Origin of the sequence: Pseudomonas sp. 7SR1, from assembly GCF_900156465.1 — a bacterium.
GTDB lineage: Bacteria > Pseudomonadota > Gammaproteobacteria > Pseudomonadales > Pseudomonadaceae > Aquipseudomonas.
This window is the reverse complement of sequence record NZ_LT707064.1, coordinates 2,673,475-2,684,834: the sequence shown is the minus strand read 5'-3', so window position 1 is coordinate 2,684,834 and position 11,360 is coordinate 2,673,475. Positions and strand designations below refer to the sequence as shown.

Genomic DNA, 11,360 nt, shown 5'->3' with positions numbered 1-11,360 from the left:
TCTACCTCAGTTTCAGGGTGGCAAGGCCGATCAGCACCAGGATCACGGTGATGATCCAGAAACGGACGATCACGCGTGGCTCGGGCCAGCCCTTGAGTTCAAAGTGGTGGTGGATCGGTGCCATGCGGAATACGCGGCGGCCGGTCAATTTAAAGGAAGCAACCTGAATGACGACTGACAGGGTCTCCATCACGAACACGCCGCCCATGATGAACAGGACGATTTCCTGGCGAACGATGACGGCGATGGTGCCCAGGGCCGCGCCCAGCGCCAGGGCGCCGACGTCGCCCATGAAGACTTGCGCCGGGTAGGTGTTGAACCACAAGAAGCCCAGGCCGGCACCGATCAGGGCGCCACAGAACACGATCAACTCACCCGCCCCCGGTACGTAGGGAATCAGCAGGTATTCGGCGAATTTCACGTTACCCGACAGGTAGCAGAAGATCCCCAGCGCGCCGCCGACCATGACCGTGGGCATGATCGCCAGGCCGTCGAGGCCGTCGGTGAGGTTGACCGCGTTGCTGGAACCGACGATCACCAGGTAGGTCAGCACGATGAAGCCGGCGCCCAGCGGGATGCTGTAGTCCTTGAGCATCGGCAGGATCAGGGTGGTTTCCACCGGCGAGGCGGCGGTCATATAAAGGAAGATCGCCGCGCACAGGCCGAACACCGACTGCCAGAAATACTTCCAGCGGCTTGGCAGCCCACGAGAGTTCTTCTCGATGACCTTGCGGTAGTCGTCGACCCAACCGATGGCGCCGAACAACAGGGTCACCAACAGCACGACCCAGACGTAGCGGTTCGCCAGGTCGGCCCAGAGCAAGGTGCTGATGCCGATGGACGACAGGATCAGCGCACCGCCCATGGTGGGAGTACCGGACTTGGACAGGTGCGACTGCGGGCCGTCGTTACGCACCGACTGGCCGATCTGCAGGTTCTGCAGGGTGCGGATCATCCACGGGCCCAGGAACAGCGACAACGACAACGCGGTCAGCACGCCCAGGATCCCGCGCAGGGTCAGGTACTGGAAGACCGCGAAGCCTTTGTGGAACTGTTGCAGGTACTCCGCTAGCAGCAGCAGCATCAATGTTTCTCCATACGGGTGCCGCACAGCGCCGCGACGATGTTTTCCATCGCGGCGCTACGAGAGCCCTTGATCAATAAAGTGGTGTTCGGGTCTTGTTCGGCACCCAGGGCCTCGATCAGCTCGGCCTGAGTGGTGAAATGCCGCGCGTGCTCGCCAAAGGCGGCGACCGCATGGGCCATCATCGGGCCGACCGCATACAGCGCGTCGACCTTGCCACGGGCATAGGCCCCGACATCGTGATGGCCTTGCTGCGCCCACTCGCCCAGCTCGCCGATATCCCCCAGCACCAGCACGGTGCGACCGGAGAACCCGGCCAGGATATCCACCGCTGCGCACATGGACGTCGGGTTGGCGTTATAGGTGTCGTCGATCACGCGCATGCCGTTACTGGCCAATTGCGCGACCGAGCGCCCCTTGACCGGTTGCACCGCGTTCAACCCGGCGACGATGCCCGGCAGCGAAATGCCCAGGGCATGGGCAGCCGCCGCCGCGGCCAGGGCGTTGGCAACGTTATGGGTGCCAAGGAGGTTCAACTGGACCCGCTCGGCGCCGTCGGGACCGTGCAGGTTGAAGGCCGGGCAGCCGCGGGCATCGCGATCGAGGTCGCTGGCATGGAAGTTCGCGGCGAGATTGCTCAGGGCGAAGGTCAGCACCTTGCGCTCACCGGCCCGGGCCTTCCAGATTTCGAAAGCCTTGTCATCGAGATTCAACACGGCGACGCCATTGGCATCCAGCCCCTCGATGATCTCGCCCTTGGCCTCGACGATTTTCTCCGGACCGCCGAACTCGCCGACGTGGGCGGTACCGGCATTGTTGAGCACCGCCACGTGAGGCCTGGTCATGGCCACGGTGTAGGCAATCTCGCCGAGCCGCGAGGCCCCGAGCTCGATGACGGCGGCACTGTGTTCCGGCGCCAGCTCCAGCAGGGTGAGGGGCACGCCGAGGTCGTTGTTCAGGTTGCCACGGGTCGCCAGCACTGGCCCACGGGTGCGCAGGATGCTGGCAAGCATTTCCTTGACCGTGGTCTTGCCGCTGGAACCGGTGATGGCCGCGACCGGCTTGTCGAACGCCGCACGGTTCAATGCGCCCAGTTGGCCCAGGGCCTGGCGGGTGTCATCCACCCGCAATTGCGGCAACGTGCTGTTGCTCACTTCCCGCTCGACCAACGCGGCGACCGCGCCTTTGGCGGCGACCTCGTTCAGGTAGTCATGGCCGTCGAAACGCGGCCCGGCCAGGGCCACGAAGAGCTGCCCGGCGACAATGGCCCGGCTGTCGATGCTCACGCCGTCGAAGGTAGCGTCCGCGGCGACGAGGCGCCCGTTCAAGGCATGGGTCAGTTCACTGAGTTTCAAGGCCTTAAGCATGGGCCACCTCCCACGCGGTCAAGGCATGATCGGCTTCCACCAGATCGGAGAAAGCGTGGCGTTCACCATTGATTTCCTGATAGTCCTCGTGGCCCTTGCCAGCCAGGACAATGACGTCGTCCGCCGAAGCGCCAGCGATCAATTGCGCAATCGCCTGAGCACGGCCGGCCACGAACGTGACGTTATCCACAGCGGTGAATCCGGCGCGGATGTCGTCGAAAATCCGCATCGGGTCTTCGGTCCGTGGGTTGTCGTCGGTGACCAGCACGCCATCGGCCAGCCGCTCGACCACTTCGGCCATCAGCGGACGCTTGCCGCGGTCGCGATCGCCACCACAGCCGAACAGGCACAGCAACCTGCCCCGGGCGTGAGGCCGCAGGGCCGTCAGGACTTTCTCCAGGGCATCGGGGGTATGGGCGTAATCGACCACCACCAGCGGTTGCGTACCGCCACCCAAGCGCTGCATGCGACCGGCCGGGCCTTCGAGTTTCGGCAGGACCTTGAGGATTTCATCCAGCGGGTAGTCCAGGCCAAGCAAGGCGCCCACCGCGGCCAGCACGTTGCTCAGGTTGAAACGCCCCAGCAAGGTGCTGCGCAGGTGATGTTCGCCCTGGGGCGTGACCAGCGTGGCGCGCACGCCTTCGTCGGTGAATTGCGCCTGGCGTATATAAAGGTAGGCGCTGGCATCTTCCAGGCTGTAGGTGATCAACCGGGACTCGCGGTGCTCGGCGGCCAATTGCCGGCCGAACGCGTCGTCGATATTGATGACCCGGCATTTCAGGTCGTTCCAGGCAAACAGCCGTGCCTTGGCTTCGCCATAGGCCTGCATCGTGCCGTGGTAATCCAGATGGTCGCGGGACAGGTTGGTCAACACCGCGACGTCGAATGCCAGGGCGGTCACGCGGCCCTGGTCCAGGCCGTGGGAGGAAACTTCCATGGCCACGGCCTTGGCCCCAGCCTTCTTCAGGTCGGCCAGGGTCGCCTGCAAGGCGATCGGGTTCGGCGTGGTATGCAGGCCGCTTTCCAGCGCTGCGTGGAAACCATTGCCCAGTGTCCCGACAATGCCGCAATGCTGGCCCAGCAGGTCCAGCGCCTGGGCCACCAGTTGGGTAACGCTGGTCTTGCCGTTGGTGCCGGTCACGCCAATCAGGTTCAGGTGACGGCTCGGCTCGCCATAGAAGCGACCGGCGATATCCGACAGCTGCGCCGCCAGCCCCTTCACCGGGATCAGCGGGACATCGGTGATCGGCAGCACGGTGGCGCCTTCCACTTCATAGGCCACGGCGGCAGCCCCGCGCTTCAAGGCATCGGCGATATGGGCACGGCCATCGGAACGCGCGCCCGGCACGGCCAGGAACAGATCCCCGGCACGGACGTTGCGGCTGTCCAGGGCCAGTTCGCGAATCAGCAGATCGTGACCGGCGTGGGCGAATATCTTGTTCAGGCTCAGGGACATCAGCCACGCCCTCCATCGGCTTTCAAGGGGACGACCGGCGCGGTACTCGCCTGCTGGGTCGGCGGCAGGTTATCCGGAGTAATGTTCATCAGGCGCAGGGTGCCGGACATGACCTTGCTGAAGACCGGCGCTGAAACCAGGCCACCGAAGTAACCGGCCTTGCTCGGCTCGTCGATGACCACCACGATGGCGTAGCGAGGGTCGCTCATCGGGCCGAAGCCGGCGAACAGCGAACGGTAGGAGTTCTCGGCATAGCCCTTGGTCCCCACGGAGGTCTTGCGGGCCGTACCCGACTTGCCCGCGACGTGATAGGCCGGCACCTGGGCGCGATACACCCCGCGCGGCGCCTCGATCACCTGCTGCAGCATGCCCTGCATGGTCTTGGCGACATTCTCCGGGATCACCTGGGTGGTTTGCGGCGGCTTGTCGGATTTGATCAGGGTCAGGGGTGCGATACGGCCATTGTTGGCCAACGCCGAAAATGCGTGGACCAACTGGATCGCCGTCACGGAGACACCGTAGCCATAGGACAGCGTGGCCGTTTCGGCCTTGCGCCATTCCCGATAGTTCGGCAGGTTGCCGACACGTTCACCCGGGAACCCCAGGCCGGTGTCCTGGCCGAGGCCGATCTTCTGGGCCAGGCGGTAGATCGTTTCGCCGCCGATGTCGAAGGCGATCTTGCTCATGCCGACGTTACTGGAATTGATCAGGATACCGGTCAGGTCGAGCACCGGGCCTTCGGTCTTGGACACGTCGCGAATGGTGTACTTGCCGATCTGCAAGGTCCCCGGATACACCTCGACGGTGTCGCTCGGTTTCCAGCGTCCGGTCTCCAGGGCGGCGGCCATGGAGACCGCCTTCATGGTGGAACCAGGCTCGAACACGTCGATCATCGCGCGGTTACGCATCATCGCCGGCTGCAGGTTGCGACGGTTGTTGGGGTTGTAGGTCGGCTGGTTGACCATGGCGAGGATCTCGCCGGTCTTCACGTCCATGATCACCAGGCTGCCGGCCTTGGCACCGTTCTCGACGATGGCATTGCGCAGCTCGCGGTTGGCCAGGTATTGCAGGCGCAGATCAATGGACAACGCCAAGGGCTTTCCGGCCTTGGCGTTTTTGGTGACCTGGACATCCTTGATCAGCCTGCCGCGCCGATCCTTGATGACTTGCCGCTTGCCGGCCACCCCGGCAAGCCATTCATCGTAGGCCAGTTCGACCCCTTCCCTGCCGCGGTCATCGATGTCGGTGAATCCGACCATGTGGGCCGTGACTTCCCCGGCGGGATAGAAACGCCGGAACTCTTCGATGCCATAGACACCCGGCACCTTCAGGTCGAGCACGCTCTGGCCCTGTTCCGGGGTCAGGCCGCGAACCAGATAGATGAACTCCTTGTTGGCCTGTGCTTCGAGACGCTCGGCCAAAGCCTTGGGATCCTGCCCGAGAGCGGCCGCCAGGGCGGGCCACTTGTCCTTGGCCAGCTGCATTTCCTTGGCATTGGCCCACAAGGTGGTCACCGGCGTACTCACGGCCAGGGGTTCGCCATTGCGGTCGGTGATCAGGCCGCGGTGAGCCGGAATAGGAATATGACGCACACTGCGGGCGTCACCTTGCCCCTTGAGGAAATCACGGTCGACGACCTGCAGGTCGATGATGCGCCACGAAATGGCAGCCACCATGATCCCGAGCAACCCCAGGACCAGACGGAACCGCCACGGGAACAGCGCCCCTTCGAGCTTCATCATGGCGCCACCATCTGCACTTCGGCAGCGCCCGGGATGCGCATTTTCAGTTGTTCGGTGGCCAGCACTTCGATACGGCTATGGGCCGTCCAGGTACTTTGCTCCAGGATCAACCGCCCCCATTCGGCCTGCGCCTTGTCGCGCACGCTCAGTTCGTTGTAAAGCGTATTGAGCAGCTGACGGTTCCAGTGGGCACTGTAGGACACGGCAATGGCCGACACGAGCACGCCGATAAACAGCAGCAGCATGAAAAAGCTGCCGCCTGGCAGGGGCTTGGCGAAGAGCCGGCTCACCGCAACTTCTCCGCGACACGCATGACGGCACTACGGGCGCGTGGATTGGCCTTGAGCTCAGCCTCGGAGGCGAACCGGGCCTTGCCGTGGATCTTGATCCTGGGCACGAAGGCTTCGAAACGCACCGGCAGGTTGCGCGGCAGGTTATCGGCTTCGCCCTTGGTCAGCTTGCGCATGAACAGCTTGACGATACGGTCTTCCAGGGAATGGAAGCTGATCACCACCAGCCGACCACCGATCTCCAGCGCATCGAGGGCCGCTTCGAGGCCGGCTTCGAGATCGCCCAATTCATTATTGACGTGGATGCGCAGCCCCTGGAAAGCACGGGTCGCCGGATTCTTGCCCTTTTCCCACGCCGGATTGGCGACCTTCAGCACTTCGGCCAGGTCACCAGTGCGTTCGAAAGGCTTGATCTCGCGCCGTTCCACCACGGCACGCGCCATGCGCCCGGAAAAACGCTCTTCGCCATATTCCTTGAAGACGCGGGCGATTTCTTCCATTGGGGCGGTATTGACGAACTCGGCCGCACTGATGCCACGGGAAGGATCCATGCGCATGTCCAGCGGGCCATCGTTGAGGAAACTGAAACCGCGCTCCGGGTCGTCCAGTTGCGGCGAAGACACGCCCAGGTCGAGCAGGACGCCGCTGACCTTGCCGGCCAGGCCCCGCTCGGCGACTTCCGAACCCAGCTCGGCAAAGCTGCGCTGCACAACGACAAAGCGGCCGTCTTCGGCCGCCAGCGCTTGCCCGGTGGCAATCGCTTGAGGATCCTTGTCGAACCCCAGCAGCCGGCCGTCCGGACCGAGCTGGCTGAGAATCAGCCGACTGTGCCCACCGCGCCCGAACGTGCCGTCCAGATAGCAGCCATCAGGACGTACGGCGAGAGCGTCGACGGCCTCGTCCAGCAGTACGGTGATGTGTTTGAAGCCGCTATCAATAGTCACAGGATCAGATCACGCAGTTCATCGGGCATGGCACCCGGTTGTTGAATAGCAGCGAGGTCGGCGGCGGAAACCGCATTCCAGGCATCTTCGTCCCACAATTGGAACTTGTTCAGTTGGCCCACCAGCATCGCGCGCTTGTCCAGCTTGGCGTATTCGCGCAGGCGCGGCGGGACCAGGAAACGACCACTGCCGTCGAGCTCGAGATCGACGGCATTACCGATCAGCAAACGTTGCAGACGGCGGTTTTCTTCACGCAGCGAAGGCAGTGCGCGCAGTTTGGTTTCGATGACGTCCCATTCATCGAGGGGGTAGACGCACAGGCAGGGGTCAACAGCATCGATCGTGACGATCAATTGCCCGGAACTACGCGAAACGAGCTCGTCACGGTACCGGCTCGGCATGGCGAGACGGCCCTTTGCATCGAGACTGATGGCGTTAGCTCCGCGAAACACGTCAGCGTTTCTCCCAGATTCAGCGTTTTACCGCCCAAAAAACCCACTTCATGCCACTTTCCTCCACTCGCGCACACTATAGGAACGCGCCCACTGCACCGTCAAGGCGCGGATTGAAGGAAAAGCCTTATAGATCGGAGATTTAGGAGCGGATCTGGAGGGCTAACAGGAATCTGACGTAGGATTTTTCACCATAATTCGAGCGAACACAGGAAACTGCGCTCACAAGTTAAAGTGATTTATTAAGAGTAAGATTTTTTTGGTATTAGCAACTGCTGCTGCCGATGATTTCAGCAGGGAGGGAAAAGGTGGAGAGTCGATCTGTAAGCCGGGTTCTGTCTTGAACAGTCATTCGTCTACGATGGCCATCACTGGACATCTTTAGCAACCTACCCGGTCCCAGCGCGGGCCACGCCTTGGGACCCTATTTGGTCTTGCTCCAAGTGGGGTTTACCTAGCCACGAACTGTTGCCAGCCGTGCGGTGCGCTCTTACCGCACCTTTTCACCCTTACCGGCGCCGAAGCGCTTAGGCGGTTATTTTCTGTGGCACTTTCCGTAGGCTCGCGCCTCCCAGGCATTACCTGGCACTTCGCCCTATGGAGCCCGGACTTTCCTCCCCCCCCTAATTCTCATAGAGGGCAGCGACTGTCCGATCGACTCTCCGCCGCGAAGGTTAACGGCAGAGCGTGCGAAGAACAAGCGCTAAAAGCCTTTGGCCAGGTTGCCTGTCCGGTTTTACCGGGCCTTCTGTTTATCCAGCGCTACCTGATACAGCACGTTCTTGCGCTCGCCGGTAATCTGCGCGGCAAGCGCGGCGGCGCGCTTGAGCGGCATTTCCTCGAGCAACAGGTCCAGGATGCGCATCGCCTCGCCGCTGACACCCTCCTCATTTTCCGGCGCCGTCCAGCCTGCCACCAGCACCACGCATTCGCCACGCTGCTGGTTGCTATCGTTTTCGACGAAAGCCCGCAACTGCGCCAACGGTAGCCCCTTGAGGGTTTCGAAGGTCTTGGTCAGCTCGCGGGCCAGTAGCGCCGGGCGCTCGGGACCGAATACCGACTCCATGTCCTGCAGGCATTCCAGGATCCGATGCGGTGCTTCGTAGAAAATCAGGGTACGAGGCTCCTCCTTTATAGACTCCAGGCGCGCCCGCCGCCCCACCGCCTTGGCCGGCAGGAAACCTTCGAAGATGAAACGGTCCGACGGCAGGCCGGCCGCCGACAACGCTGCGATCAGCGCGCAGGCTCCCGGCACCGGTACGACATTGATACCGGCGGCACGGGCCTGGCGCACCAGATGATAGCCGGGGTCGGAAATCAGCGGCGTACCGGCATCGGAAATCAGCGCAACGTTATCGCCCGCCAACAGGCGCGTGATGAAGCGACTGCCTTCATCGCGCTCATTGTGCTCATGGCAGGCCGCCAACGGCGTGCCTATGCCGAAATGCTGCAGCAGACGCTGGGAATGGCGCGTGTCTTCGGCCGCGATCAGGGCAACATCCTGCAGAATCTTCAGCGCCCGGGCGCTGATATCGTCCAGGTTGCCGATGGGCGTCGCCACCACATAAAGCGAGCCGGCGGCGGAATTCAAAGCACCTGGAACAGTCAAAGCGCATACCTCATGATCGGTAAAACCGCCATTGTAGCGTGTGCCGGCCGTCTCGGCTGTTCACTTCAGCCATTGTGGCCAGGGAGCGCGCCCCCTGGCCACAGGTCAATACCTGACTTTTGTGGCGCGCCGCACCCTTTGAAATACCTAAATCGATCGATTCACGCCACCGACATCGCACCCCGGCCAGCGCTTGGGTACAATTCGACGCTAATTTGATCTCGTATCAGGAACATTTACATGATCGCTTGCCTGCGGCTGTTTTCCGCTCTCTGCCTCGCTGCCCTTCTGGCGGCCTGCGCCAGCTCGCCCTCGTCCAGCCTTGGCGAGCTTCCACGGACCCCGGATGCCAGTATCGAGCAACTGCTCGAACAGGCCGCCCAAAGCAAAACTCCGGAAAAAGCCGCCCTGCTGCGCCTGAGCGCGGCGGACCTGGCCTACCGTCAAGGCAATGCCGGCCAGTCCGCGCAGATCCTGCAACAGGTGCCGCTGGAACAGCTCAAGCCTGGCCAGCAGATCTTCGCCAGCACCCTGTCGGCGGAACTGGCCATGACACGCAATCAGCCCAAGGCGGCGCTGGCTGCCCTGAGCCATCCGAGCCAGCAGCACCTGGGCGAAATGCCGGTTGAACAACAGATCCGTACCGGCACCGTGCATGCCCGTGCCCTGGAGGCCGATGGCCAGACCCTGGCGGCCGCCCGGGAACGGATCTTCATCGCACCACTGCTCGAGAACGAGGCCGCGGCGAAAAACCACGAAGCCATCTGGTCGCTGATCGCCTCGCTGCCCACCGATCAACTGCAACCGAGCACCACCGATGACCTCGGAGGCTGGCTGAGCCTGGCCCGTGCGGTGAAAACCGCCGGCACCCTGGAGCAGCAGCAGGCCGCCATCAATAGCTGGCGCGAGCAGAATCCCAAGCATCCCGCCGCGATCCAGCTGCCGACACCCCTGGTCAAGCTCAAGGAGCTGGCCAGCCAGCCACTGAGCAAAATCGCATTGCTGCTGCCCCAGAATGGCCAGCTGGCTACGGTTGCCAAGGCCCTGCGCGAAGGCTTCATGGCCGCCCACTACCAGGCCCAACAGGCCGGGCAGAATCCACCCAGCATCCAGTTCTACGACAGCACCAACCTGACCTCCATGGACGAGTTCTATCGCAAGGCCCAGGCGGACGGCGTGCAATTGGTGGTAGGCCCCCTGGAAAAACCGCTGGTCAAGCAGATCAGCACGCGGCCGCAATTGCCGATCACCACCCTGGCGCTGAACTACAGCGAAGGCGAGCAAGGCCCACCCCAGCTATTCCAGTTCGGCCTGGCTCCGGAGGACGAAGCTCGCGAAGTCGCTCGTCGCGCCCGCGCCGACGGCCTGCATCGCGCGGCCGCGATGGTGCCGAAAGGCGAATGGGGTGATCGGGTACTGAAGGCCTTCAGCCAGGACTGGCAAGCCAACGGCGGCACCATCGTCGCTATCGAACGCGTCGACCAGCCAGTACAACTGGCCCAGCAGATCGCCGACATGTTCCAGCTGCGCCAGAGCGAAGCCCGCGCCAAGAGCCTGCAGAGCACCGTGGGCACCACGGTTGCGGCCCAGCCGTCCCGTCGCCAGGACATCGAATTCATTTTCCTGGCCTCGACTCCGCAACAGGCCCAGCAGATCAAGCCGACCCTGAACTTCCAATACGCTGGCGACGTGCCGGTCTACGCAACGTCCCAGGTGTTCAGTGCCAGCGGCGACCAGAACCAGTACAACGACATGAACGGTATCCGTTTCTGCGAAACCCCGTGGCTGCTCGATGCCAACGACCCGCTGCGCAAGCAGGTCACCGCACAATGGCCCCAGGCCGGCGGCAGCCTGGGCCGGTTGTACGCGATGGGCGCGGATGCCTACCGCCTGGCGCCACGCCTGGGTCAGCTCAAGACCCTGCCGGACAGCCGTATCGAAGGCCTGTCGGGTAGCCTGGCGGTGTCGCAATCCCAGCGGATCCAGCGGCAACTGCCCTGGGCCGAGTTCGTCAACGGTCAAGTGCAGCGCCTGCCGGACACTCAGCGCTGATGCCCGAGCGATCACGCCAGCAAAGCGGTCGGAATGCCGAGGGCCTCGCCCTCGCGCATCTCCAGCAACACGGTCTGCGCCTGGTGGCGCAGAACTGGTTGTGTAAACGCGGCGAGCTTGATCTGGTCATGCTTGATGGCGATACAGTAGTATTTGTCGAAGTCCGCTACAAAAAAAACACCCAATGGGGTGGCGCCCTCGACAGCATCGACGCGCGCAAGCGCCAGAAGCTGATATTCGCCGCGCAGTATTTTCTGCAATGCGAATCTCAATGGGCCGATCACCCCTGTCGTTTCGACGTGGTTGCCATCGACAGCAACGCCGATCAGTTGAACTGGCTACAGAACGCCTTCGACAGTTGAAC

The 11,360-nt window shown here is 62.9% G+C and carries 10 protein-coding genes and 1 other RNA gene; 2 read left to right on the top strand and 9 right to left on the bottom strand.

The window, feature by feature from the left end:
- Window position 1 precedes the first annotated feature (1 nt).
- The 9 genes from mraY to rsmI all read right to left on the bottom strand — a co-directional run bounded on the left by mraY (window position 2) and on the right by rsmI (window position 8,944).
- The gene (mraY, locus tag BW992_RS12270) at window positions 2–1,084 is read right to left on the bottom strand and encodes a phospho-N-acetylmuramoyl-pentapeptide-transferase (protein ID WP_072397008.1); all 1,083 of its coding nucleotides are present in this window, start codon (window positions 1,082–1,084) and stop codon (window positions 2–4) included.
- On the bottom strand, window positions 1,084–2,451 hold the full coding sequence (locus BW992_RS12265) for a UDP-N-acetylmuramoyl-tripeptide--D-alanyl-D-alanine ligase (RefSeq protein WP_076406303.1): 1,368 nt from the start codon (window positions 2,449–2,451) through the stop codon (window positions 1,084–1,086). The genes mraY and BW992_RS12265 overlap by 1 nt, the downstream gene beginning before the upstream one ends.
- The gene (locus BW992_RS12260) at window positions 2,444–3,907 is read right to left on the bottom strand and encodes a UDP-N-acetylmuramoyl-L-alanyl-D-glutamate--2,6-diaminopimelate ligase (RefSeq protein WP_072397004.1); all 1,464 of its coding nucleotides are present in this window, start codon (window positions 3,905–3,907) and stop codon (window positions 2,444–2,446) included. The genes BW992_RS12265 and BW992_RS12260 overlap by 8 nt, the downstream gene beginning before the upstream one ends.
- Window positions 3,907–5,646 carry a peptidoglycan D,D-transpeptidase FtsI family protein gene (locus BW992_RS12255; RefSeq protein ID WP_172834658.1) on the bottom strand — a complete coding sequence of 580 codons (1,740 nt, stop codon included), beginning with the start codon at window positions 5,644–5,646 and terminating at the stop codon, window positions 3,907–3,909. The genes BW992_RS12260 and BW992_RS12255 overlap by 1 nt, the downstream gene beginning before the upstream one ends.
- Complete coding sequence (ftsL, locus tag BW992_RS12250) at window positions 5,646–5,939, bottom strand: cell division protein FtsL (protein WP_053146444.1); 294 nt, start codon at window positions 5,937–5,939, stop codon at window positions 5,646–5,648. The genes BW992_RS12255 and ftsL overlap by 1 nt, the downstream gene beginning before the upstream one ends.
- Entirely contained in the window at window positions 5,936–6,883 is a 948-nt protein-coding gene (gene rsmH / locus BW992_RS12245) for a 16S rRNA (cytosine(1402)-N(4))-methyltransferase RsmH (RefSeq protein ID WP_072431566.1), read from the bottom strand. The genes ftsL and rsmH overlap by 4 nt, the downstream gene beginning before the upstream one ends.
- Window positions 6,880–7,335, bottom strand: a complete 456-nt coding sequence (gene mraZ, locus BW992_RS12240) for a division/cell wall cluster transcriptional repressor MraZ (protein WP_072396977.1) — start codon at window positions 7,333–7,335, stop codon at window positions 6,880–6,882. The genes rsmH and mraZ overlap by 4 nt, the downstream gene beginning before the upstream one ends.
- A gap of 308 nt (window positions 7,336–7,643) precedes the next feature.
- An RNA gene (gene rnpB / locus BW992_RS12235) (RNase P RNA component class A) lies at window positions 7,644–7,997 on the bottom strand.
- Between the two features lie 74 nt (window positions 7,998–8,071).
- Window positions 8,072–8,944 carry a 16S rRNA (cytidine(1402)-2'-O)-methyltransferase gene (rsmI, locus tag BW992_RS12230; protein ID WP_072431565.1) on the bottom strand — a complete coding sequence of 291 codons (873 nt, stop codon included), beginning with the start codon at window positions 8,942–8,944 and terminating at the stop codon, window positions 8,072–8,074.
- A 240-nt stretch (window positions 8,945–9,184) separates the two neighbouring features.
- On the opposite strand from rsmI, the gene BW992_RS12225 reads away from it, so the two are divergent.
- Both BW992_RS12225 and BW992_RS12220 read left to right on the top strand, forming a co-directional pair.
- A complete protein-coding gene (locus BW992_RS12225; protein WP_076406301.1) occupies window positions 9,185–10,996 on the top strand; it encodes a penicillin-binding protein activator in 1,812 nt (603 codons plus the stop codon).
- Window positions 10,996–11,358 (top strand): YraN family protein, encoded by a 363-nt coding sequence (locus BW992_RS12220; RefSeq protein ID WP_076406299.1) that lies wholly within the window; start codon window positions 10,996–10,998, stop codon window positions 11,356–11,358. Before BW992_RS12225 ends, BW992_RS12220 begins: the two co-directional genes overlap by 1 nt.
- Window positions 11,359–11,360 lie beyond the last annotated feature (2 nt).

Bases quoted from the DNA above. Each gene is read 5' to 3' on its own strand.
- BW992_RS12265 (WP_076406303.1), bottom strand. From the start codon at position 2,451: ATGCTTAAGGCCTTGAAACTCAGTGAACTGACCCATGCCTTGAACGGG.
- BW992_RS12260 (WP_072397004.1), bottom strand. From the start codon at position 3,907: ATGTCCCTGAGCCTGAACAAGATATTCGCCCACGCCGGTCACGATCTG.
- BW992_RS12255 (WP_172834658.1), bottom strand. From the start codon at position 5,646: ATGAAGCTCGAAGGGGCGCTGTTCCCGTGGCGGTTCCGTCTGGTCCTG.
- BW992_RS12225 (WP_076406301.1), top strand. From the start codon at position 9,185: ATGATCGCTTGCCTGCGGCTGTTTTCCGCTCTCTGCCTCGCTGCCCTT.
- mraY (WP_072397008.1), bottom strand. From the start codon at position 1,084: ATGCTGCTGCTGCTAGCGGAGTACCTGCAACAGTTCCACAAAGGCTTC.
- BW992_RS12220 (WP_076406299.1), top strand. From the start codon at position 10,996: ATGCCCGAGCGATCACGCCAGCAAAGCGGTCGGAATGCCGAGGGCCTC.